The following is a 21,065-nucleotide window of genomic DNA, read 5'->3' as shown; positions in this document are numbered from 1 at the left end:
AAATCCTATGTCCGCAACCCTATTCAGCCTCGCCTTTGGCGTCGGCACCCAGAACCGCCAGGGCGACTGGCTGGAAGTCTTCTACGCGCAGCCGCTGCTGAAGCCGGCCGGCGAGCTGGTAGCCGCCGTTGCCCCGCTGCTCGGCTACGCCGGTGGTAATCAGGCGATCACCATCACGACCAGCCAGGCCGCCCAACTGGCCGATGCACTCAAGCCGCTCGATGCGACGCAGTACGCCTTGCTGACCCGCCTGGCCGAAAGCCAGCGTCCGCTGGTCGCGACGCTGCTGGCCGAAGACGCGCCGCTGAGCTCGACGCCCGAGGCGTACCTCAAGCTGCACCTGCTCTCCCACCGTCTGGCCAAGCCGCATGGTCTGAACCTGACCGGCATCTTCCCGCTGCTGCCGAACGTCGCCTGGACCAACCAGGGCGCCGTGGACCTTGGCGAGCTTGCCGAGCGCCAATTGGAAGCGCGCCTGAAGGGCGACCTGCTGGAAGTCTTCTCGGTAGACAAGTTCCCGAAGATGACCGACTACGTGGTGCCGGCCGGCGTGCGTATCGCCGACACCGCCCGTGTGCGCCTCGGCGCCTATGTGGGTGAAGGCACCACCGTGATGCACGAAGGCTTCATCAACTTCAATGCCGGTACCCAGGGTCCAGGCATGATCGAAGGCCGCGTCTCGGCCGGCGTGTTCGTCGGCAAGGGCTCGGACCTCGGTGGCGGCTGCTCCACCATGGGCACGCTTTCCGGTGGCGGCAACATCGTCATTTCCGTCGGCGAGGGCTGCCTGATCGGCGCGAATGCGGGTATCGGCATTCCGCTGGGCGACCGCAACACCGTGGAATCCGGTCTGTATATCACCGCCGGAACCAAGGTCAGCCTGCTCGATGAGAACGATCAGCTGGTGAAGGTGGTCAAGGCCCGCGAACTGGCCGGCCAGAGCGACCTGCTGTTCCGTCGCAACTCACAGACCGGTGCAGTGGAGTGCAAGACCCACAAGTCGGCCATCGAGTTGAACGAGGCGCTGCACGCGCATAACTGACGCAGGAGCAGCGGCAAGCTGCGAGCCATAAGCGCCTGCCTTGCCGCATTCCCTGCAGCTGGAGGTTTGCCGCTTATGGCCCTGTTCTCTCCCTGGCGTGCCGACTTCCCCGCTCTGGCGGTGCTCGAAGGACAAGGCCAGACCTACCTCGACAGCGCCGCCACGGCTCAGAAGCCGCAGGCGCTGATCGATGCCCTCAGCGGCTATTACACCTGCGGCGCTGCCAATGTGCATCGAGCCCAGCATCAGCCGGCCGAACGTGCCACCCGCGCCTACGAAGACGCCCGCATCAAGGTGGCGAAGTGGCTGAATGCTGCCTGCCCGACCGAAATCGTCTTTACCCGTGGCGCGACCGAAGCACTGAATCTGCTCGCCTACGGACTGGAACATCTGATCGAGGCCGACGATGAAATCGTCATCAGCGCCCTCGAACATCACGCCAATCTGCTGCCCTGGCAACAGCTGGCCAAACGTCGCAATGCCAGGTTGCAGGTGCTGCCAATCGATGCCTCAGGGCGTATCGACCTCGCCGCGGCGGCTGCGCTGATCGGGCCGCGCACGCGCTTGCTGGCGGTGAGTCAACTGTCCAACGTGCTCGGCTGCTGGCAGCCGCTCGACCAGCTAATGCGCCTGGCCAAGGCACAGGGCGCGCTGACTGTCGTCGACGGTGCGCAAGGCGTGGTTCATGGTCGCCATGACATGACCACGCTGGGCTGCGACTTCTATGTGCTGTCCAGCCACAAGCTTTACGGGCCGGACGGCGTCGGTGCGCTCTATGGCCGCGGCGAATCACTACTGCAGCTGCGTCACTGGCAGTTTGGCGGCGAGATGGTGCGGATCGCCGACTACCAGAGTGCTGAATTCCACGCCGCGCCACTGGGTTTCGAGGCGGGAACACCACCGATCTCTGGCGTCATTGGCCTCGGTGCCACGCTGGACTATCTGGCCGGGCTCGACCTCACCGCCGTCGACCGTCATGAACAGGCGCTGCACGCTCAGCTGCTCGCCGGGCTTTCCGCACGCGACGGCATCCACCTGCTCGGCTCGCCGCAGCTCGCCCTCGCCAGCTTCGTCGTCGAAGGCGTGCATCACGCCGATCTGGGTCACCTGCTCACCGAACAGGGCATCGCCGTGCGCAGCGGCAATCACTGCGCCATGCCGCTGATGAAGCATCTCGGCCTGGATGGCGCCACGCGCGTCTCGCTAGGGCTATACAACGATGAAGCCGACCTGGAACGCTTCTTCAGCGCGCTGGATCAGTCCTTGGAGCTGTTGCAATGACTGGTCTGCCGCAAACCGCCGCCGAGGCACTGAACGCCTTCACCCAGGCAGCCGGCTGGGAGCAGCGCGCACGCCTGCTGATGCAGTGGGGCGAACGGCTGGAACCGCTGGACGACAGTGAGCGTAGCGAAGCCAATCTGGTATCAGGCTGCGAAAGTCACGTGTGGCTGATCGGTACGCCACATGCGGGCCGATGGCATTTTCGCGCGTCCAGTGATGCCCGACTCATCCGAGGGCTGTTGGCCGTACTGCTGGCCAGGGTGAACGGTCTGGATGCGGGCGAGCTGGCGGCGGTGGACATGGCTGAATGGTTCAACAGCCTCGGCCTTTCGCGGCAACTGTCGCCGTCACGCAGCAACGGCATGACCGCCGTGCTGCGTCGTATGCGGGAGCTGACCGGCTGCTGCGGCCAGCGCTGACGATCAGCGCTTGCGCAGGATCACGCTGCCGATCGAATAGCCGGCGCCGAACGAGCTGAGCACGCCAAGGCTGCCGCTGGGCAGGTCGTCCTGATGCTTGTGGAAGGCGATCACCGAGCCGGCCGAACTGGTGTTGGCGTAAGTGTCGAGGATCACCGGCGCCTCTTGCTCGGTAGCGTCACGGCCGAGCAGCTTGCGCACGATCAGATGGTTCATGTTCAGGTTGGCCTGGTGCAGCCAGAAGCGCTTCACCGATTCCACCGCAATGCCGTTCTCGCCCAGGTGCTCGCCGATCAGCTCCGCCACCATCGGGCAGACTTCCTTGAACACCTTGCGACCTTCCTGGATGAACAGCTTGTCCGGATCGTTCATGTGCTCTTCGGCAGCACGGTTGAGGAAGCCGAAGTTGTTGCGGATGTTGTTCGAGAATTCGGTTACCAGCTTGGTGCTCAGCACTTCCCACTGATGCTCGGAAGTAGCCAGATCTTCGCGCTCGATGATCACCGCAGTACAGGCATCGCCAAAGATGAAGTGGCTATCGCGGTCGCGGAAGTTCATGTGTCCGGTGCAGATTTCCGGGTTGACCATGAGAATCGCGCGCGCCTGCCCCAGCTTGATGCTGTTCACCGCGTTCTGAATACCGAAGGTCGCGGACGAGCAGGCGACGTTCATGTCGAAGCCGAAACCCTTGATACCGAGCGCGGCCTGCACTTCGATGGCGATGGCTGGATAGGCGCGTTGCAGATTCGAACAGGCGACGATCACGCCATCGATGTCGGCCGCCGTCTTGCCGGCGCGGGCCAAGGCTTCTTCGGCCGCTTTGACCGACATCTCGCAGAGAATCGACCACTGCTCATTGCTGCGCTCGGGAATGCGCGGAACCATGCGCTCAGGATCGAGGATGCCGGCCTTGTCGGTGACATAGCGGCTTTTGATCCCGGAGGCTTTCTCGATAAAGGCGGAACTGGACTCCGGCAGCGGCTGGATCTCGCCGGCCTCGATGGCAGCGGCATTCTCGCTGTTGAAGCGCTGCACGTAGATGTTGAAGGACTCCACCAGTTCGTCGTTGGAGATACTGCTGGCAGGGGTGTAAAGGCCGGTACCGCTGATGACGACGTTGTACACAGTCGTTCCTCTCGAATAGGGCTTGATCGTACTGACGGTGGGACGGTACGGCGGCTAGCCTTGGCCAACCACGATCATTCCAGCGCCTCTTATGGCGGCTATTGTGCATGAAAAGCTGAAAGAATCCGTAACATTGCGCAGATTCCAGGGGCAGGAATTAAGCCATTTGACGCATCATCGCGTGACCGTGTAGTCCGGATATGAAGAGGGCGCCAGATGGCGCCCTCTTTGGTTCCACAACGCACTTGCCAGTTCTACTTTATGCCCTGCCCAAGCACGACTCCGCCGACCTCCTGGCCGTATAGATTGACGCCGTCGTTGGCGTGATAGCGCACGCGCGTCTTCTCCACCGAGCCTTCGACCAGGCGCGGATCCTGCGGCCGCTCATGGCTGTTCATGTAGGCGGCGACATGCCAGGCGTCGTCGTCACTGAGCGAACCACCCTTGCCCAGCGGCATGCTCTCCTTGATGAACGCCGCCGCGGTATTGATCCGATGCATGCCGGCGCCCCAGTTGAACGAGTCCTTGCCCCATAGCGGTGGGAAGACATAACCGTCGCCAGCCTTCTGGCCCTGGCCATTGTCACCGTGGCAGATCGCACACTGTTCGGCATAGACCTGCTTGCCCTTGGCAACGTCGAATCCCGCCTTGGGCTGCGGAACCTCTGGGTAGGCACGCCCCGGCAGTTCCTGGCCGGTCGGCGCTCCGGTCGACAGCCAGTAGGAATAGGCCGTCAATGCATTGATCACGTGACTATCGGCGGCCGGCGGCTTGCCGTTCATGCTGAACTGGAAGCAGCCCTGCACCCGCTCGGCGTAGCTGTTGACCTTGTCATTCTTCTTCCGGTAGGCCGGATACATCGGATAGGCGCCCCACAGGGGAGCGGAGTTGGCCTTGCGACCTTGTTCGATGTGGCAATTGGTGCAGTTCATGCCATTGCCGACGTATTCGGCTGCATATTTCTGAGTGTCGACGAAAATCGCCCGTCCCTGCTGAACAAGCTCGCCGTAGGCATTGGCGGGCAGCTCGCTCTCCTTGGGAGGCTGAAAATACTGCTCGCCGGATTCCTTCGACGTCTGCTGAGTCAGCTGCGACTGGTCGTCCATCTTGATTTCGGCAGCATGTAGCGGGCTGCCGACAGCCATGGCCAGCAGGCCGAGCATCAGGTGCGCTCTCATTGGCTGACCTCCTTGAGTCCCACGCTGGCGAAGTATTCCGATACCGCCTGGACCTCGGCATCGGTCATGGAGCGGGCGATATGCCCCATCAGGTCATTCGGATCATTCTTGCGCGTACCCTGACGCCAGGAGTTGAGCTGCGCACTGAGATACTGCGCCGACTGCCCAGCCAGCGGCGGAAAGCTCTCGCCGACGCCCACGCCGCCCGGCCCATGGCATGCCACGCACTCGGGAATATTGCGCCCCCAGGCGCCTCGCAATGCCAGCGTGGCGCCGGCACCTTCGGCTTTCTCCGCACGGCCGATGGCGGCGTACGACGGTGCTGGCATTGCCTCCAGGGTCGCAGCGATGGCCTGGATCTCGTCATCGCTCAGCGCAGCAGCGATTGGCTGCATGATCGGATTGGCGCGGCTACCCGAGCGGAAATCAGCAAGCTGCTTGCGCGTGTAGGCAGCATCAATTCCCGCAAGGCGCGGAAAGCCTGCAGCCGCCATTCCCATGCCATCGGCGCCGTGGCAGGTGCCACATGCCATCGCGGCAGGATTGGCGCCCCCTTGCGCATAGATCTTTTGCCCGTCGGCAGCCTGTGCCTGCATTGTCAGCAACAACGCAGTCACACCGGCCAAGGGCCAGCGAGTTAGTTTCATGAAAGGCCTCATCAGCTGTTGTAGTTATGCTGTCGCGCCACCGGCATCGTGATCCCGACGCTCTCTTATGTGTGCGGCAGCTTGTCGCAGACGGGACGCTATCACAGCGCAGCGGCAATCCTCCAGAAACAGAATAAGCTTAGAACTGCTTTGCATATGCCTAACGCAACGGTGCTCCCGCCTGGCAGGACGCGCACGAACCGATGAGCTTGGTTATCCTTGCGCGCTCACTACCTCAGGACTGCCCATGAAAGAACAACTTGCCGAACTGATCACCCTCATCAGCTCCGGCTGCATGACTGACGAGGAAATCGCCCACGTCGCCGATGAGGCCGCTCAGGCCTACGCCGATCCGCAAGCCTTTCTGAAGGCCAACCCCGACATCAATTACGACGACAGCTTCCCTATCCCGCTGGGTGAATGGGTGGTAGTGGGTAGCCTTCCGGAAACGGTGCTGTTCCAGGCCGATGATTACCAGACGCTCTTCAGCGAGATCGTCGCCTCCTTCGGCGACAGCGTGACCTTCATTCTCAAGCCCAAGCAGCTCGCCAAGACCGAGCCGCTGACGGCATTGAATCGCATTCAGGTGCAGCTGAGCAGCCTCTATCCCGAGAAAGGCGGCTACGTGCTGGTGGACTTCAGCGAACCACTGGATGACGAGCTGCAGGCAGTGCTGGTCTATACCTGCGACGTGCCGCGGCTGATGGAGCTGGCGGTGGAAGTGGGCATCTATGCCGCACCTGCATTGGAAGCGCTGCGCCAGGAACTCGAGCAATAGCTGCCAGCCGCGCCGGGACTACCCACTATGCGTTGCGCCGGCGTAGCGGTTCGAGCAGGGCCGAGAGCCCGTTGTGATCGATCTCGTGCATCAGCGCGAGCAGCTGGCCGAGGCTGCCGGGCGGGAAGCCAACGCGCGCGAACCAATTGAGATAATGGCCGGGCAGGTCGGCGATCAACCGGCCTTTGTATTTACCGTAGGGCATCGTCTGCGTTACCAGACGTTCGAGATCTTCAGGCTTCATGATGGAGGCAGTCGGAGGTCACAGGCGCCTGATACTGCCATAACCGGACCGTCTTGGTGCTGGGGGTGTGGCGGCGAACCTGACTGATGGGCTGCCGATCCACCCCACTCGGAACATCAGACCAGAACCGCAGAATGCCGGGTTCTGATAGCGCACCGACTTGTCTCCGCATCGTTGCTGCATGACATACAGCACCCCTATCCGCCGCATAGAAAGCCTTGCCTGGCGCAGCCCGGCCGGCGGCTGGACAATCGGCTACAACTCAGCAAACGCAACCGCCCTACAGTCGAACGGAGAACAGTCATGTCGCAAGCACCCAAGCCGCTACCGGAGCTGGATGACGCCACCCTGGCCTTTGCCGAGCAGGTGTTCGATAGCGCCCGCGGCGGCGACAGCGCCCGCCTCGGTGAACTGCTCGTCCAGGGCATGCCTGCCAACCTGTGCAACCACGCTGGCGACAGCCTGCTGATGCTCGCCAGCTACCACGGCCACCTCGACGCCAGCCGGTTACTGCTGCAACACGGCGCCGATCCGCAGCTGCGTAACCGTCGCGGACACACACCGCTTGCCGGCGCTGCGTTCAAGGGTGACCTGGCGATGGTCAAACTGTTGCTCGAGCACGGCGCCGACGTCGAAAGCCGCTGTGAGGATGGCAAGACCGCGCTGATGATGGCGGCAATGTTCAACCGTGTGGCAATTGTCGAGTACCTGGCGACGCAGGGCGCCGATCCGCGGGCCAGCGATAGCAACGGCGCAACGGTGCTGGCCGCTGCACGCATGATGGGTGCAGCCGACACCGAGGCTTTGCTGCAGCGCCTTGGCGCATGATTCGCACTGAACCTGCCGGGACTATCGCCTACCTAATGCAGTGAAGTCATCCCAGACAACTGCAGACAGGAGGCGACTCCCATGGCACTTCCCTCAACCGTGAACAGGGTTCCGGCGCACACCGCAGAACACGTCAACCAGCAGATTCGACGGCGCACCGAGCGCTCAGTGGAGTACTACCGACAACACCCGCAACAGATCGGCCGTCGGTTGCGTGAGCTGGATCGGGAATGGGACATCGAGCGCACTCTTGAAGCGAATGCGGCAACACTGGTCGTAGCCGGCGCTGTGCTGGGCCTGACCGTCGACCGCAAATTCCTCGGCATTCCGCTGGTGGTGGGCGGCTTTCTGCTGCAGCACGCGCTGCAGGGCTGGTGTCCACCGCTACCGGTATTTCGCCGCCTGGGGCTGCGAACCGCCGCGGAAATCCAGGACGAGCGCTCGGCGCTCGAGGCCATCCGCAGCCACTCCTGACCGGGGAGGCCACCTTGGCCGGCCGTTCTGCTGAATCAGTCAGTCGGCAGCGAGTGCCACCGCAGCATCCTCACGCTGCAGCGGCTGCGCCAAGGAAATGCGATTTCGCCCGAGGCGTTTGGCGTCGTACAACGCCGAATCGGCGGCATGTACCCAAGCGAGCACATCACTCATGCGCGGGTCGCACTCGGCAATGCCGATGCTCAGGCTGGCGCTCAGCATGGGCGCCAACGGGAAGTCCAGCGCAGCAATTTCGGTGCGCAGCCGCTCGAGCACTTCCCAGGCGTCCTGCGCACGCGCACCCGGCAGCACGACGCAGAATTCATCCCCGCCGTAACGCCCGGGCATGTCCTCGGCACGCAGGTTGCGCCGGATGCACTGGCCGACCTGACGCAGCAGCTCGTCCCCAATGACATGGCCATGCCGGTCATTGACCAGCTTGAAATTGTCCAGATCGATCAGTGCCAGGCTGGCGACGCCGCGGGTCGCCCTGCAGTGGGCAAACTCCAGCTGCAGCAACTCGTTCCAGTAGCCACGATTGAACAGGCCGGTGAGGCTGTCTGTACGGCTCAGACTGCGCAGCGCCCGCTTGTTTTCACCGAGCTGAGATGCCAGGCGATAGAGCACCATGCCGATGGTCAGCGGATGCACTACCAGCATGGGCAGACACGCATACATCTGCAGCTGACTGGTATACGGGGAAAATTCAAAGCCCAGTACCAGCACCGAAAGTCCCGCGCCGATCAGCTGCGCCAACAGACCCTGCAAGACGAATCGCGCACCGCCGGTGGCGGTGTTGTTCATCGCCATCATCGACACCAGCATGGCCGAAGGCAGCACGTTGAATCCCATCGTGGCGACCCAGAAACCGCCCATCAGCGAGTCGAACAGCACGAATCGGCGTTCGCTGATGGTTGCCGAACGGGCCCGCTGGGACAGGCTCAGCGCCAAGGATGGCCAGATGAAGCAGAAGCCGACCAGCAACCCCCATACCCACCCGGGCGTTTGTCTGTCCAGCAAGACGACGGCCACACAGATGAAACCGACCGCCAGTCCTATGGCCCGGGGAAAGAAGGCGCGCACCGCGAAGGAAGGTCCTGGCCTCGTAGCCACGGCGGATAAATTCAAAAGGATCTCGTTCTGGCAGCCAGCGGAGCACTCAATATAGCTCGACGCCATCACGCTATGGAAAGAAAGCGCTTGCCTTTTTCAGTAGAAAAAAACCGACATCAAAAAAGGCAGCGTGACGGATCTCTAGGCACGCCCGATTGCAGCGAACATGGCCTTCGTATGCTCGGCGAGCACAGCCGGCGCCAGCTCCACTTCCAGTCCGCGACGACCGGCGCTGACATAGATGGTGGCGTGCGCCTGCGCAGAGCTGTCGAGAAAGGTGCGCAGGCGCTTCTTCTGCCCCAGCGGACTGATACCACCAACCAGGTAACCGGTGGCACGCTGGGCCGCCATAGGGTCTGCCATCTCGACCTTTTTCACGCCGGCCGCCTGAGCCAGCGCCTTGAGATCCAGGGTGCCGGCGACAGGCACCACGGCGACCAGCAGCTCGTTCTTCTCGCTGCAAGCGAGCAGCGTCTTGAATACCCGTGCCGGCTCCAACCCGAGCTTTTCGGCTGCTTCCAGACCATAGGAGGCGGATTTCGGATCGTGCTCGTAGCTGTGTACGGCGTGCTCGGCTCGGGCTTTTTTCAACAGGTCGATGGCTGGTGTCATGGCTTGGTAGTGCTATTGGTTAATGAATGGCGGTAACGTAACGCAACAAAGAATCGGTAGTTATAAGCGCCCATGAATCATCCTCTTCTTGCACCGCTCGCGGAAGTCTACGACCTGGCCGTGGTGGGCGGCGGCATCAATGGCGCAGGGATTGCCGCGGATGCCGCCGGGCGCGGCCTGTCGGTGTTCCTCTGCGAACAGGGCGACCTGGCCGAACACACCTCCTCCGCCAGCAGTAAGCTGGTGCACGGGGGCCTGCGCTATCTCGAACATTACGAGCTGCGCCTGGTCCGCGAGGCGCTGGCCGAGCGCGAAGTGCTGCTGGCCAAGGCGCCGCACATCGTCACCCCGCTACGCTTCGTGCTGCCCTACCGTCCGCATCTACGCCCGTCATGGATGATCCGCACCGGCCTGTTTCTTTACGATCACCTCGGCAAACGCGAGAAGCTCGGTGGTTCGCGCAGCCTGCGTTTCGGCGCCGATAGCCCACTGAAGGATGAGATCACCCACGGCTTCGAATATGCCGATTGCTGGGTCGACGATGCGCGCCTCGTTGTACTCAACGCGATGGCCGCACGCGAGCTGGGTGCCCATATCCACCCCCGCACTCGCTGCGTCAGTGCACGCAGCAGCAAGGCGCTCTGGCACCTGCATCTGGAGCGCCAGGATGGCAGCCGCTTTTCGATCCGCGCCCGCGCGCTGGTCAACGCCACGGGTCCTTGGGTAGCCTCGTTCATCGAAGAGCAACTGCGGCAGACTTCGCCTCACGGCATGCGCCTGATCCAGGGCAGCCATATCGTCGTGCCGAAACTCTATGAGGGTGACCACGCCTACATCCTGCAGAACGAAGACCGGCGCATCGTGTTCATTACGCCGTACCTCGGCCAGTTCAGTCTGATCGGCACCACCGACCACGAGTACCACGGCGATCCGACACAGGTGCGGATCACCGACGCGGAGATCGATTACCTGCTGGCCATCGTCAACGCGCACTTCAAGCATCAGCTGAGCCGCGCCGACATCCGCTACAGCTATGCCGGGGTCAGACCGCTGTGCGATGACGAGTCCGACCAGCCCTCGGCGATCACCCGCGATTACACGCTGACGCTCAGCGACAGCGCCGGCGAGGGGCCGCTGCTCTCGGTATTCGGCGGCAAGCTGACCACCTATCGCAAGCTCGCCGAAGCGGCACTGGCGCAGCTGGCGCCGCTGTTTCCCGAAATGAAAAGACCCTGGACGCACGACGCGGCGCTGCCTGGCGGTGAGCATCTGGACGAACCATCGGCGCTGGCCCACGCACTCTGCGCCAGTTATCCGTGGCTGCCCGGTCCGATTGCCCGGCGCTGGGCACGCACCTACGGCAGCCGCAGCTGGCTGCTGCTCAAGGGCACCGATTCACTGCAGGACCTTGGCGAGTGTTTTGGCGCCGGCCTGCATGCGCGCGAGGTGGACTACCTGATGGTCGAGGAATGGGCGCAGACGGCAGAAGACATCCTTTGGCGCCGCACCAAGCTCGGCCTGTTCATGCAACCCGCGGAGGTCGCACTTGTGCAGCGTTATCTGGATAGCCGGACAGCCGAGCGACTGACCCACTTCGACCACGTCGCCCAGGGCTGACGCACCACGGCGCAGCGCCCGCACTGGAGCGCTGCGCCCGCGTCGACCTCAGGCGACCTTGGCGTTGCGCAACGCACGCAGCTGACGGGCCGCGGCCACCATGTTCACCAGCGCCGCCTCGGTCTCCGGCCAGGCGCGGGTCTTCAACCCGCAATCCGGATTGACCCAGAGCCGCTCGGCGGGGATGCGCTCGGCGGCCTTCTCCAGCAGCTGCACCATTTCTGCGGTGTCCGGCACGCGTGGCGAGTGGATGTCGTAGACCCCCGGGCCGATGTCATTGGGATAGTCGAAGGCGCGGAAGGCTTCGAGCAGCTCCATCTGCGAACGCGAGGTCTCGATGGTGATGACATCGGCATCCATCGCCGCGATGGACTCGATGACGTCGTTGAACTCGCTGTAGCACATGTGCGTATGGATCTGCGTCTCGTCACGCACGCCACTGGCGCACAGACGGAACGCCTCGACCGCCCAGTCCAGATAGTGCTGCCACTGCGCGCGACGCAACGGCAAGCCCTCGCGAAACGCCGCCTCGTCGATCTGGATGATGCGGATGCCGGCGGCTTCCAGATCGCAGACCTCGTCGCGGATCGCCAGCGCCAGCTGCCGTGCCTGCACCTCACGCGAAACGTCCTCACGAGCGAACGACCACATCAGCATGGTTACCGGTCCGGTGAGCATGCCCTTCATGACGCGGTCGGTCTGCTGCTGGGCGTAGCGAATCCAGTCGACGGTCATCGGCTGCGGGCGGCTGAGGTCGCCGTAGATCACCGCCGGTTTCACGCAACGCGAGCCATAGCTCTGCACCCAGCCGAAACGGGTGAAGGCATAGCCATCGAGCTGCTCGGCGAAGTATTCGACCATGTCGTTGCGCTCCGCTTCGCCATGCACCAGTACATCGAGGCCGATCTGCTCCTGCACCGCCACCGCATGGCGGATCTCGGCCTGCATCGCCTCGGTGTAATCGCCGAGCGACAACCTGCCCTGCTTATAGGCCTGCCGCGCCAGGCGGATCGCCGGCGTCTGCGGGAACGAGCCAATGGTCGTGGTTGGGAACGCCGGCAGGTCGAGCCGCGCGCGCTGCTGTTCGATTCGCGCAGCGAACACCGACGTGCGCTGGCTGTCCTGCGGCTGGATTGCACTCAGGCGTGTCTGGACCTGTGGCTTGTGGATGCGCGGCGAGTGCTGACGTGCCGCCTGCACCGCACGGCTGCGCGCCAGCTCGACCACCACATCCTCATTCGTCGGCTCATTGATGGCACGGGCCAGCGTCGCCACTTCGGCGCACTTCTGCACGGCAAAGGCCAGCCAGCCTTTCAGTTCATGATCGAGCCGGTCTTCGCGCTCCAGGTCCACCGGGCTGTGCAGCAGCGAGCAGGAAGGCGCCAGCCAGAGGCGGTCACCCAGCCGCTCGGCGGCATGCCGCGCGACTTCCAGGGCCTTGTCCAGATCGCAGCGCCAGACGTTGCGCCCATTGACCAACCCCAGTGACAGCACCTTGTAGGTCGGCAACCAGTCGAGAATCAGCGGGTACTGCTCCGGCGCACGCACCAGATCGATGTGCAGGCCGTCCACCGGCAGCGCAGCGGCCAGGCTGAGGTTGTCCTCCAGTCCGCCAAAATAGGTGGCGACCAGCTTCTTCAGCGGGGCGCGCTGCAGCAGGTTGTAGGCACGCTCGAAGGCGTTCTTCCAGTCCTGCGGCAGGTCGAGGGCGAGGATCGGCTCGTCGATCTGCACCCACTCGATGCCCTGCGCCGCCAGCCGGTCGAGCACCTCACCATAGACCGGCAGCAGTCGCTCGAGCAGTTCCAGCTTGTCGAAGCCCTCGGTATCTTCGCCCTTGAGCTTACCCAACCAGAGATAGGTCAGCGGTCCGACCAGCACCGGCTTGATCGCGTGACCCAGCGCCTGCGCCTCCTCGACTTCCTCGAACAGTTGCGACCAGGACAGCTGGAACTGCTGATCGACGGTGAACTCCGGCACCAGGTAGTGATAGTTGGTATCGAACCACTTGGTCATTTCCTGGGCCTGGCCGCCACCGCAGCAGCTACTGGTCACGCCCCGGGCCATGGCAAACACTGTGTCCAGCGTCGGTTGGCCATCGGCCGGGCGGAAGCGCTGCGGCACCACGCCGAACATCAGCGAATGCGTAAGAACCTGGTCATACCAGGCGAAGTCGCCCACCGGCAGCAACTGGATGCCGGCATCGGCCTGGGCCTGCCAATGCTGCGCACGTAGCTGGCGACCAACCTGGCGCAACCCCAGCTCGTCCAGCTCACCCTTCCAGTATGCCTCTAGGGCCTTCTTCAGCTCGCGGTCCGCACCAATGCGTGGAAAACCGAGGTTATGCGCTACAGCCATTTCTCACTCCGAATGTCGTTCTGCATGAATGCGCTGATTGTCCGCGCCATGATCACGTGAAACAAACTCACGTAATTACATTTGAAATATAGAAATATTCATGCAGGAGCATTTCGGTCAGGCAGGCCTCTAACGAAGACCTTCTTTATCAGGCCCATTCATGAACCCGGATCAGCCACCGCAAAATCTCGAAAGCCTGCTGCAGCGTCTCGAACAGGCCGGCGAAGCCGACCAGCCGGTGACCATCGAGTGCATGCTGCAAGCCACCGATGAGCGCAGCTTCGGTGCCCTGTTGCTGGTGCCAGGGTTGCTGGTGTTCTCGCCGCTGTCGGGAATTCCCGGATTGCCCAGCGTGTTCGCGGTGATGGTTTCACTGATTGCGATTCAGCTGCTGATCGGGCGCAAGCACTTCTGGCTACCCAAATGGCTGCTGCGGCGTAGCACCTCGCGCAGCAAGTACGACAAGGCCATAGCCTTTCTGCATCACATTGCCGGCTTCGTCGACCGCCTGCTCAAGCGGCGGCTGACCTTCCTTACCAACGGCCTGGCGAATCGATTGAATGCCGTGCTGTGCCTGGCAATCGCGGCCACCATGCCGCCGCTGGAGCTGATCCCGTTCGGCAACTCCACTGCCGGTGCGGCATTGAGCGTGCTCGGGCTGGGCATGATGGCCCGCGACGGCGCGATGATCGTCGCTGCGCTGCTGTTCTTCTTTGGCCTGGCCTATATGGTTACCCGGCTCTGGTTCTAAAAAGTACCCGGCGCCAACGCATAGCGGCGACTCGACAGCATCGGGATGCTAGGACACACTTGCGGCGGATGAGCGTTGCTCATTTGCATATCCATTTCCGGGACGCCGCGTCTGTCATTCAGCTGCGCAACGCTCCCGCTTCGCAAGGTAGTTCGGCATGCTGGAAATTCGTCACCTGAAGACGCTTCATGCACTTCGGGAAACCGACAGTCTCGTCGAAGCCGCCGAACGCCTGCACCTGACGCAATCGGCGCTGTCGCATCAATTCAAGGAACTGGAAGAACGCCTGGGCTTGCAGCTGTTCGTGCGCAAGACGCGCCCGGTACGCTTCACCAGCGCGGGCCTGCGTCTGCTGCAACTGGCGGATCTGATGCTGCCGCAGCTACGCAGCGCGGAGCGTGATCTTGCACGGCTGGCCGGCGGCACAGCCGGGCGGCTGCACATGGCGATCGAGTGCCACAGCTGCTTTCAGTGGCTGATGCCGACCATCGACCAGTTCCGCGATGCCTGGCCCGAGGTCGAGCTGGATCTGGCCTCGGGCTTCTCCTTCGCCCCGCTGCCGGCCTTGGCGCGCGGTGATCTCGATCTGGTGGTTACCTCCGATCCACTGGAGCTGCCCGGCATCACCTACGTGCCGCTGTTCACCTACGAGGCGCTGCTGGCGGTGGCGAACCAGCATGCACTCGCCGCGCGGCCGTATATCCGCCCGGAAGATCTGGCCAGTGAAACGTTGATCACCTATCCCATCGAACGCGACCGCCTGGATATCTTCACCCGCTTCCTCGAACCCGCCGACATCGAGCCGGCGCAGGTGCGCACCTCGGAACTCACGGTGATGATGATGCAGCTGGTGGCATCCGGGCGCGGCGTCTGCTCACTGCCGAACTGGGCACTGCACGAGTACAGCTCGCGCGGCTACGTCACCGCCAAACGGCTGGGCGACAAGGGGCTGTTCGCCACACTGTACGCCGGCATCCGCTCCGACATGCTCGATTCACCTTTCATGCGCGACTTCCTGCTGACGGCCAAGGACACCTCCTTCGCCACGCTCGAAGGTGTCAGTGCCGCGCCGAAGGTGCGCTGACAGCGCGCTCAGCGGCGCCGCGCCAGGCGCACGCCAAGGCCGATCAGTCCCACAGCGATGCCGCCAATCAATAGCCAGCGCTTGTCATCGTCCGGTGAAGAGCGCCAGCCACCGTCGATCCGTCGCTGGCCCAGCGGCGGATGAAAGAGATTGCCTGACGAAGGCGCCACCCGCTGCGCACGCCCGAGGGCAAAACCGGTCAGCAGGCCATTGAGGCGATCGAAGCCAGGCGTGAGGAAATGCGCCAGCCGCAGCAATGTCGCGGTCGCCCCGACCGAGGTGGTATGCCGCGGGTGCAGCGCCAGGCTGACCATCGCGTTGGCCACGTCACGGGGATCGAGCAACGGTGGCGGTGGCTGCAGCGAGCGCCCAGCATAGTTGCCACCGTCACGAAAACCGGGGGTATCGACAATACCGGGGTACACATCGCAGATATGAATGCCCGGCCAGGCACCCAGCTCGCCACGCAGCGCCTGGGAAAGGCCGCGCAGGCCAAACTTGCTAGCCGAATAGGCCGCCGCGAACGGTTGCGCCACCCAGCTGCCGACCGACAGCGTATTGATCAACACACCGCTCTGCTGCTGCTTGAAATACGGCAGCACGACATGGGCGCCGCGCAGGTAGCCGAGCAGATCGGTCTGCACCACCTGCTCGTGAGCGTCCAGGGGCGTCTCGTCGAACGCGCCGACCGCACCGATGCCGGCATTGTTGATCCACACATCGATGCGCCCCTGCCCGAACTCCGCCGCGGCGCTGGCCAGCGCTTCGACCTCGTCGCTGTGGGTAACGTCGGTGGGCACCACCAGAACCTCGCCGCCAAGCGCGCGGCATTCATCGGCGGTTTCCGCCAACGCCTCGGCGTCGCGAGCGGCAAGCACCAGCCGCGCGCCCTGACGGGCAAACGCCTGCGCCGCCGCGCGGCCAATGCCGCTGGAAGCGCCGGTGAGTACCACCAGGGCGCCGTAGAGATTTCCGTGGGCCATCGTCGTTCCTCCGCAGTCTGCTGTCGTAGTTAAGGTGACAGCGACAACGGCGAGATCATTCCCCCCGATGGTCGGCGCGCTCAGGCCTGGGCGACCGTCCCGGCGGCCTCGTCAGCCCAGGGATCGTAGGTACCGAAGCTCCACAGATGCCCTTCGATATCACGGCAGGTGAAACCGCGACCGCCGTAATCTTCGTCCTTGAGCTCGACGACGATCTGCGCCCCGGCGGCCTTGGCCTGGGCGTAGAGCGCATCGGCGCTGTTGACGATCACATAGATACCCTGGGTCGACGCGCCACCGATTTCATCGGGCTGGCGTAGCTGACGACCATATTCGGAATCCGCTACCGGCCCGACCATCAGCATGCCGTTGCCAAAGGCAAGTTGCGCGTGGGTGATGCCGACCTGCTCGTCGCGGTACTGGCGCTGGCACTCGAAACCAAAGGCGTGACGAAGCCAGTCGATGGCCTTGGCCACGTCGCGATAGCGCAGGCAGGGGATCAGGCTGGCCGAGGTGTTCTTGCTCTGCTGTGACATACGCAGCTCCCATCATGGACGGCCGGTTGCCGGCCCTCCCCTGTTGAGAGCCGCGCAGAGCGGATCAAATTCCCTTCAGATGCGCTCACTCAACCCCAGACGGATGCCAAGCGCGATGAGCACCGAGCCCAGCGCCCGGTCAAGCCACTGGCTGACGGCCGGATTGTTGCGCAGCGTCTGCGTGGCACGCGCCGCCAGCAAAACCAACGCGCTTTCGACAATGATCGCCACCACGACCACCAGCATACCGAGCACCAGCAACTGCAGCGGCACCGCACCATGCTCGGGACGAACGAACTGCGGGAGGAACGCCATAAAGAAGATCGCCGCCTTGGGATTGAGCAGATCGACCAGCACACCCTGGCGATAGGCCTTCCAAGCGGACACTCGCGGCGCTGCCTTGAGGGCCGGCGCCGTCCCGCTACCGGCCGAGCGCAGCGCCTGATAGCCGAGATACAGCAGATAGGCGGCCCCCACGTACTTGACCGCCGTAAAGGCGAGCGCCGAGGTGGCAAGAATGGCCGAGATGCCCAGCGCGGCGAACGCCACGTGCACCAGCGCCCCGCTGCATACACCGCATGCGGAGATGATGCCGATGCGGCGGCCGCCGCTCAGCGTTCGCGAAATCACGTAGAGCAGATCCGGCCCGGGCGAAAGATTCAGTGCCAGCGCAGCCGAAAAGAACACCAGCCAGAAAAGCGGATCACCCATTTGCGAATCTCCTTGTCCATGAGGCCGCATGAGCGGCTTCCGTTCAGAACACAGACTGTAGGAGCAACGCTGAAGCGCGGCCAGCAGAACTTCCCAATCACGCTTCGTCGGCAATCTGACACCAAATTCATCTTTTGACTTTTTTTTGTCGCACAGCTGAACTACTTTCAAGTGCGCTCCGTAACGCACCACTGTCGAGTACGACAAATCACGGATTCCCACCCACATTCAGCAAAGGACATGCGAATGAACGATCACGCTGTGTCGGCTTTCCAGCCCGCCCAACCTCGCGTAATGCTGCTTTCCGCCAGCAGGCTTCTCCACAGCACACTGCGTCAGCACCTCCACGACGGCCCCGACTGCACCCTCGTCCACATGACCGCTCCACGACCGGAACAGGCGGATGCTGCGTTGATCCTGCTCGACGTCGCCAGCTTCGACCGCGACGAATGCATCCACCTGCTGCGGCAGGTCGGCGACGCTCCGGTAGCGCTGATCAACGCCCAGCCGGATCAGGCGCGGCGACTGGTCGAAACGCACCCATGGATCCGTGGCGTGTTCTACCGCGCAACCCCACGCAACATCTTCGTGCGCGGCGTCCAGGCCATGCTTGCGGGGGGTGACTGGCTGCCCAGGCAGCTGATGGAAACGCTGCTGTGCCGCTACCGTCAGCTCAGCAACTCGCATCAGGTGATCGACGAACTGACGCTGCGGGAAAAGCAGATCCTCGCCCTCGCCGGGCAAGGCCTGTCCAACGCAGCCATCGGTGAAAAGTTGCACCTGAGCATCCACACCATCAAGAGCCACGTGCACAACGCGCTGCGCAAGCTCGGCGCCAGTAATCGCGCGCAGGGGGCATCACTGGTGCTGGCCCACGTCGGCGAGGCGGTGTCGTGAAACGCACCGCCGGACTGCTTCTGCTGCTGTTGGGTCTGAGCGCCCACGGCGACGAAGCCGAGCTGCAGGGGTTCATCACCGACAACACCATCTCCCGCTCCGGACACGAATTCTACGTGCGCTTCTGCGAACGCCTGAACGACATCAGCGGCCTGGACTTCAACCTTGCGGTCAAGGAAAGGCCCTCGGCGCGCTGGGGCGTTCTGGTCTGGGTCGAGCACGAGAACCAGACGCTGTATCGGCGCTTCCTGCAGCCCAACGTGGCGGACATGAAGGAGCCGGCCTACGAGGCGGCCGACTTCGTGGTGGAGGAGATCAATCGGCGCAAGATCGAAGCGCTGTTCGAAGACAACATAGACATGGCCAAGGACGAGTTATGAAACAGCACACCCGCAAGACTCTCGGCGCGCTGCTCGGCAGCCTGCTGCTCAGTGCCGGCGCCAGCGCCACCGAACTGGTCTACACCCCGATCAATCCATCCTTCGGCGGCAGCCCGCTCAACGGTGCCTGGCTGCTGGGCAACGCGCAGGCGCAGAACAGCAAGAAGGACCCGGACGCGCTGGATCGCTCCTCGCTGCTGGGCAACCAGTCGACACTGGATCGCTTCACCAGCCAGCTCGAATCACGCCTGTTGAATGATCTGCTCAACGACGCAAGAGACGGCAAGACCGGCGCGATAACCACCGACGACTTCTTCGTACGCGTCTACAACGGCGACGCCGGCATGCTGATCGTCGAAATCACCGACCGGCTCACCGGCGAAATGTCCGAAATCATCATCGGCAAATGACCCCAAGGAGAAACAAAGGCCATGAGAAGCCTATTCGTAGCCATAGGGATGATGGCTGTACTGCAGGGTTGCGCCGTACGCGAACCCATGTCTGCCGATCAGCATCCACCAACTCTCACCCCGCGCACCTCGACCTATCAGGATCTGCTCGCGCTGCCACGCCCGAAAGGTCCGCTGGTGGCCGCGGTGTACGGTTTTCGCGACCAGACCGGCCAGTACAAGCCGACACCGGCCAGCTCATTCTCCACCGCCGTGACCCAGGGCGCAGCCAGCATGCTGGTCGATGCCATGCAGGCCAGCGGCTGGTTCGTGGTGCTCGAACGCGAAGGCCTGCAGAACGTGCTGACCGAACGCAAGATCATCCGCGCCTCCCAGGCCAAGCCGGATGTCGCGCCTAACATCCAGTCCGAGCTGCCCTCGCTGCTGGCGGCGAACATCATCATGGAAGGCGCCATCGTCGCCTACGAGACCAACGTGCGCAGTGGCGGCCAGGGGGCGCGCTACCTTGGTATCGGCCTGTCCCAGGAATACCGCGTCGATCAGGTCACGGTGAACCTGCGGGCCATCGATGTGCGCAGTGGCCGGGTGCTGTCGAACGTGATGACCACCAAGACGATTTTCTCTATCGGCCGTAGCGCCAACGTCTACAAGTTCATCGAGTTCAAGGAGCTGCTCGAAGCCGAAGCCGGTTACACGACCAACGAGCCGGCGCAGCTCTGCGTGCTTTCGGCGATCGAGGCCGCCGTCGCGCACCTGATCGCTCAGGGCGTCGATCGGCGCCTTTGGCAAACAGCCGAAGGCCACGGCAGCGAGCACCCGGAGCTGAGCAAGTACCTGAGCAAGTTGAACTGACCCAACTCGTCGGTGCAACGCCGACGAGACTTCATACCGCACAACCATCCAACCAAAGGTCCGTCCAACGGCCGTCGGCGATTCCGCCGGCGGCTGACCGGCACGACCGCTGTCGTCGCGAACTTGCCTGCATCGCACCGGATCGCAGCACTTTCAATCATTGGATGGATGTTCGCCGTCTCGATTCGGGGCAAGTATGTCGACACATGAGCTTAATCAGGAACGGACCCATGACCCGCTCGCAACGGATTGCGTATGAGCTGCTGCTACCCGTAATTCTGCTACTGGCTTCCTGCAGTTACGCCGAAAGCGCCCCCCTTTCCGACCTCGCCCCCACCGAATTGTCCGGCATAAGCAGGGACCTTTCCGTGCTCGGCCAGAACGCGGTCAGCGCTCAGGGCGCGATGGCAGTCGTTCAGCAGTCCGGCCAGGACATGGCCGGCCGCATCGTGCAAAGAGGTGCGGAGCTGGAGGCATACATCATCCAGAGCGGCTACGCCAATAGCGCATCCATCGAGCAGATCGGCCTAGGCAATGCCGCGCTGATCAGCCAGTACGGCTTCGACAACGACGCCCACATCGAACAATTCGGCGCGGACAACCGCGCCGCCATCGCACAGCAGGGCTCGAGCAATCGCGCCCTCATCGAACAGACCGGCAGCGGGCACAGCAGCAATGTCAGCCAGAGCGGCCGAGGTCTGACGGTAGTGGTTCGCCAGTACCGCTAATCCCAGGGAAATACCGC

24 protein-coding genes are annotated in these 21,065 nt (G+C 63.2%); 14 read left to right on the top strand and 10 right to left on the bottom strand.

Annotated features, from left to right (window positions below; genetic code table 11):
* The first annotated feature begins 7 nt into the window (after positions 1-7).
* The 3 genes from dapD to PSEST_RS07135 all read left to right on the top strand — a co-directional run bounded on the left by dapD (position 8) and on the right by PSEST_RS07135 (position 2,742).
* Complete coding sequence (dapD, locus tag PSEST_RS07145) at positions 8-1,042, top strand: 2,3,4,5-tetrahydropyridine-2,6-dicarboxylate N-succinyltransferase (protein ID WP_015276329.1); 1,035 nt, start codon at positions 8-10, stop codon at positions 1,040-1,042.
* 75 nt (positions 1,043-1,117) lie between these two features.
* Positions 1,118-2,323 carry an aminotransferase class V-fold PLP-dependent enzyme gene (locus PSEST_RS07140; protein ID WP_015276328.1) on the top strand — a complete coding sequence of 402 codons (1,206 nt, stop codon included), beginning with the start codon at positions 1,118-1,120 and terminating at the stop codon, positions 2,321-2,323.
* Entirely contained in the window at positions 2,320-2,742 is a 423-nt protein-coding gene (locus PSEST_RS07135; RefSeq protein ID WP_015276327.1) for a SufE family protein, read from the top strand. The genes PSEST_RS07140 and PSEST_RS07135 overlap by 4 nt, the downstream gene beginning before the upstream one ends.
* A gap of 3 nt (positions 2,743-2,745) precedes the next feature.
* Here the strand turns inward: PSEST_RS07135 and PSEST_RS07130 are convergent, their stop codons facing one another.
* From PSEST_RS07130 to PSEST_RS07120, 3 genes are all read right to left on the bottom strand, one after another.
* On the bottom strand, positions 2,746-3,867 hold the full coding sequence (locus PSEST_RS07130) for a beta-ketoacyl-ACP synthase III (RefSeq protein WP_015276326.1): 1,122 nt from the start codon (positions 3,865-3,867) through the stop codon (positions 2,746-2,748).
* Between the two features lie 254 nt (positions 3,868-4,121).
* Positions 4,122-5,045: a c-type cytochrome gene (locus PSEST_RS07125; protein ID WP_015276325.1), complete on the bottom strand. Its 924-nt coding sequence runs from the start codon at positions 5,043-5,045 to the stop codon at positions 4,122-4,124.
* Positions 5,042-5,692 carry a c-type cytochrome gene (locus tag PSEST_RS07120; protein ID WP_015276324.1) on the bottom strand — a complete coding sequence of 217 codons (651 nt, stop codon included), beginning with the start codon at positions 5,690-5,692 and terminating at the stop codon, positions 5,042-5,044. Before PSEST_RS07120 ends, PSEST_RS07125 begins: the two co-directional genes overlap by 4 nt.
* Before the next feature lie 247 nt (positions 5,693-5,939).
* Between PSEST_RS07120 and PSEST_RS07115 the strand changes: the two genes are divergently transcribed.
* Positions 5,940-6,470 (top strand): hypothetical protein, encoded by a 531-nt coding sequence (locus PSEST_RS07115; RefSeq protein ID WP_015276323.1) that lies wholly within the window; start codon positions 5,940-5,942, stop codon positions 6,468-6,470.
* A gap of 25 nt (positions 6,471-6,495) precedes the next feature.
* Here PSEST_RS07115 and PSEST_RS07110 read toward each other — a convergent pair whose 3' ends face one another.
* Positions 6,496-6,714 (bottom strand): DUF3820 family protein, encoded by a 219-nt coding sequence (locus PSEST_RS07110; protein WP_015276322.1) that lies wholly within the window; start codon positions 6,712-6,714, stop codon positions 6,496-6,498.
* 303 nt (positions 6,715-7,017) lie between these two features.
* On the opposite strand from PSEST_RS07110, the gene PSEST_RS07105 reads away from it, so the two are divergent.
* Both PSEST_RS07105 and PSEST_RS07100 read left to right on the top strand, forming a co-directional pair.
* On the top strand, positions 7,018-7,542 hold the full coding sequence (locus tag PSEST_RS07105; RefSeq protein ID WP_015276321.1) for an ankyrin repeat domain-containing protein: 525 nt from the start codon (positions 7,018-7,020) through the stop codon (positions 7,540-7,542).
* 81 nt (positions 7,543-7,623) lie between these two features.
* Positions 7,624-8,016, top strand: a complete 393-nt coding sequence (locus tag PSEST_RS07100) for a YgaP family membrane protein (protein WP_015276320.1) — start codon at positions 7,624-7,626, stop codon at positions 8,014-8,016.
* Positions 8,017-8,055: 39 nt separating this feature from the next.
* Here the strand turns inward: PSEST_RS07100 and PSEST_RS07095 are convergent, their stop codons facing one another.
* Positions 8,056-9,144: a diguanylate cyclase gene (locus PSEST_RS07095; RefSeq protein ID WP_015276319.1), complete on the bottom strand. Its 1,089-nt coding sequence runs from the start codon at positions 9,142-9,144 to the stop codon at positions 8,056-8,058.
* 126 nt (positions 9,145-9,270) lie between these two features.
* Complete coding sequence (ybaK, locus tag PSEST_RS07090) at positions 9,271-9,741, bottom strand: Cys-tRNA(Pro) deacylase (protein WP_015276318.1); 471 nt, start codon at positions 9,739-9,741, stop codon at positions 9,271-9,273.
* Positions 9,742-9,813: 72 nt separating this feature from the next.
* Between ybaK and glpD the strand changes: the two genes are divergently transcribed.
* Entirely contained in the window at positions 9,814-11,358 is a 1,545-nt protein-coding gene (gene glpD, locus PSEST_RS07085) for a glycerol-3-phosphate dehydrogenase (protein WP_015276317.1), read from the top strand.
* Positions 11,359-11,406: 48 nt separating this feature from the next.
* Here glpD and metE read toward each other — a convergent pair whose 3' ends face one another.
* Positions 11,407-13,716, bottom strand: coding sequence for a 5-methyltetrahydropteroyltriglutamate--homocysteine S-methyltransferase (gene metE / locus PSEST_RS07080; RefSeq protein WP_015276316.1), 2,310 nt, complete (start codon positions 13,714-13,716; stop codon positions 11,407-11,409).
* Positions 13,717-13,876: 160 nt separating this feature from the next.
* Between metE and PSEST_RS07075 the strand changes: the two genes are divergently transcribed.
* Together PSEST_RS07075 and metR are read left to right on the top strand one after the other, a co-directional pair.
* Positions 13,877-14,467, top strand: coding sequence for an exopolysaccharide biosynthesis protein (locus tag PSEST_RS07075; RefSeq protein ID WP_015276315.1), 591 nt, complete (start codon positions 13,877-13,879; stop codon positions 14,465-14,467).
* Between the two features lie 157 nt (positions 14,468-14,624).
* Positions 14,625-15,551 (top strand): transcriptional regulator MetR, encoded by a 927-nt coding sequence (metR, locus tag PSEST_RS07070; protein ID WP_015276314.1) that lies wholly within the window; start codon positions 14,625-14,627, stop codon positions 15,549-15,551.
* An 8-nt stretch (positions 15,552-15,559) separates the two neighbouring features.
* Here metR and PSEST_RS07065 read toward each other — a convergent pair whose 3' ends face one another.
* The 3 genes from PSEST_RS07065 to PSEST_RS07055 all read right to left on the bottom strand — a co-directional run bounded on the left by PSEST_RS07065 (position 15,560) and on the right by PSEST_RS07055 (position 17,781).
* On the bottom strand, positions 15,560-16,534 hold the full coding sequence (locus PSEST_RS07065) for an SDR family oxidoreductase (protein WP_015276313.1): 975 nt from the start codon (positions 16,532-16,534) through the stop codon (positions 15,560-15,562).
* A gap of 80 nt (positions 16,535-16,614) precedes the next feature.
* A complete protein-coding gene (locus tag PSEST_RS07060) occupies positions 16,615-17,070 on the bottom strand; it encodes a VOC family protein (protein ID WP_015276312.1) in 456 nt (151 codons plus the stop codon).
* A 75-nt stretch (positions 17,071-17,145) separates the two neighbouring features.
* Positions 17,146-17,781 carry a LysE family translocator gene (locus PSEST_RS07055; protein WP_015276311.1) on the bottom strand — a complete coding sequence of 212 codons (636 nt, stop codon included), beginning with the start codon at positions 17,779-17,781 and terminating at the stop codon, positions 17,146-17,148.
* 246 nt (positions 17,782-18,027) lie between these two features.
* Between PSEST_RS07055 and PSEST_RS07050 the strand changes: the two genes are divergently transcribed.
* The 5 genes from PSEST_RS07050 (at position 18,028) to PSEST_RS07030 (ending at position 21,048) form a co-directional block, all read left to right on the top strand.
* Positions 18,028-18,678, top strand: a complete 651-nt coding sequence (locus PSEST_RS07050; protein WP_015276310.1) for a helix-turn-helix transcriptional regulator — start codon at positions 18,028-18,030, stop codon at positions 18,676-18,678.
* Positions 18,675-19,058 (top strand): curli production assembly/transport protein CsgE, encoded by a 384-nt coding sequence (csgE, locus tag PSEST_RS07045; protein ID WP_015276309.1) that lies wholly within the window; start codon positions 18,675-18,677, stop codon positions 19,056-19,058. The genes PSEST_RS07050 and csgE overlap by 4 nt, the downstream gene beginning before the upstream one ends.
* The gene (locus PSEST_RS07040; protein ID WP_015276308.1) at positions 19,055-19,468 is read left to right on the top strand and encodes a curli assembly protein CsgF; all 414 of its coding nucleotides are present in this window, start codon (positions 19,055-19,057) and stop codon (positions 19,466-19,468) included. The genes csgE and PSEST_RS07040 overlap by 4 nt, the downstream gene beginning before the upstream one ends.
* 21 nt (positions 19,469-19,489) lie before the next feature.
* On the top strand, positions 19,490-20,320 hold the full coding sequence (locus tag PSEST_RS07035) for a CsgG/HfaB family protein (RefSeq protein WP_015276307.1): 831 nt from the start codon (positions 19,490-19,492) through the stop codon (positions 20,318-20,320).
* 230 nt (positions 20,321-20,550) lie between these two features.
* A complete protein-coding gene (locus PSEST_RS07030; protein ID WP_015276306.1) occupies positions 20,551-21,048 on the top strand; it encodes a curlin associated repeat-containing protein in 498 nt (165 codons plus the stop codon).
* The last annotated feature ends 17 nt before the right edge of the window (positions 21,049-21,065 follow it).

Origin of the sequence: Stutzerimonas stutzeri RCH2 (assembly GCF_000327065.1) — a bacterium.
Taxonomy (GTDB): Bacteria; Pseudomonadota; Gammaproteobacteria; order Pseudomonadales; family Pseudomonadaceae; genus Stutzerimonas; species Stutzerimonas stutzeri_AE.
The sequence above is the reverse complement of the archived record's forward strand: the minus strand, read 5'-3'. Positions and strand labels throughout refer to the sequence as shown.

What these genes read in the sequence shown, in the direction of transcription:
- glpD (WP_015276317.1), top strand. Translation starts at nt 9,814, where the DNA reads ATGAATCATCCTCTTCTTGCACCGCTCGCGGAAGTCTACGACCTGGCC.
- PSEST_RS07135 (WP_015276327.1), top strand. Translation starts at nt 2,320, where the DNA reads ATGACTGGTCTGCCGCAAACCGCCGCCGAGGCACTGAACGCCTTCACC.
- dapD (WP_015276329.1), top strand. Translation starts at nt 8, where the DNA reads ATGTCCGCAACCCTATTCAGCCTCGCCTTTGGCGTCGGCACCCAGAAC.
- PSEST_RS07105 (WP_015276321.1), top strand. Translation starts at nt 7,018, where the DNA reads ATGTCGCAAGCACCCAAGCCGCTACCGGAGCTGGATGACGCCACCCTG.
- metR (WP_015276314.1), top strand. Translation starts at nt 14,625, where the DNA reads ATGCTGGAAATTCGTCACCTGAAGACGCTTCATGCACTTCGGGAAACC.
- PSEST_RS07060 (WP_015276312.1), bottom strand. Translation starts at nt 17,070, where the DNA reads ATGTCACAGCAGAGCAAGAACACCTCGGCCAGCCTGATCCCCTGCCTG.
- PSEST_RS07115 (WP_015276323.1), top strand. Translation starts at nt 5,940, where the DNA reads ATGAAAGAACAACTTGCCGAACTGATCACCCTCATCAGCTCCGGCTGC.
- PSEST_RS07055 (WP_015276311.1), bottom strand. Translation starts at nt 17,781, where the DNA reads ATGGGTGATCCGCTTTTCTGGCTGGTGTTCTTTTCGGCTGCGCTGGCA.
- PSEST_RS07050 (WP_015276310.1), top strand. Translation starts at nt 18,028, where the DNA reads ATGAACGATCACGCTGTGTCGGCTTTCCAGCCCGCCCAACCTCGCGTA.
- PSEST_RS07125 (WP_015276325.1), bottom strand. Translation starts at nt 5,045, where the DNA reads ATGAGAGCGCACCTGATGCTCGGCCTGCTGGCCATGGCTGTCGGCAGC.
- PSEST_RS07035 (WP_015276307.1), top strand. Translation starts at nt 19,490, where the DNA reads ATGAGAAGCCTATTCGTAGCCATAGGGATGATGGCTGTACTGCAGGGT.
- PSEST_RS07110 (WP_015276322.1), bottom strand. Translation starts at nt 6,714, where the DNA reads ATGAAGCCTGAAGATCTCGAACGTCTGGTAACGCAGACGATGCCCTAC.
- PSEST_RS07040 (WP_015276308.1), top strand. Translation starts at nt 19,055, where the DNA reads ATGAAACAGCACACCCGCAAGACTCTCGGCGCGCTGCTCGGCAGCCTG.
- PSEST_RS07065 (WP_015276313.1), bottom strand. Translation starts at nt 16,534, where the DNA reads ATGGCCCACGGAAATCTCTACGGCGCCCTGGTGGTACTCACCGGCGCT.
- PSEST_RS07100 (WP_015276320.1), top strand. Translation starts at nt 7,624, where the DNA reads ATGGCACTTCCCTCAACCGTGAACAGGGTTCCGGCGCACACCGCAGAA.
- ybaK (WP_015276318.1), bottom strand. Translation starts at nt 9,741, where the DNA reads ATGACACCAGCCATCGACCTGTTGAAAAAAGCCCGAGCCGAGCACGCC.
- metE (WP_015276316.1), bottom strand. Translation starts at nt 13,716, where the DNA reads ATGGCTGTAGCGCATAACCTCGGTTTTCCACGCATTGGTGCGGACCGC.
- PSEST_RS07075 (WP_015276315.1), top strand. Translation starts at nt 13,877, where the DNA reads ATGAACCCGGATCAGCCACCGCAAAATCTCGAAAGCCTGCTGCAGCGT.
- PSEST_RS07030 (WP_015276306.1), top strand. Translation starts at nt 20,551, where the DNA reads ATGACCCGCTCGCAACGGATTGCGTATGAGCTGCTGCTACCCGTAATT.
- PSEST_RS07140 (WP_015276328.1), top strand. Translation starts at nt 1,118, where the DNA reads ATGGCCCTGTTCTCTCCCTGGCGTGCCGACTTCCCCGCTCTGGCGGTG.
- PSEST_RS07120 (WP_015276324.1), bottom strand. Translation starts at nt 5,692, where the DNA reads ATGAAACTAACTCGCTGGCCCTTGGCCGGTGTGACTGCGTTGTTGCTG.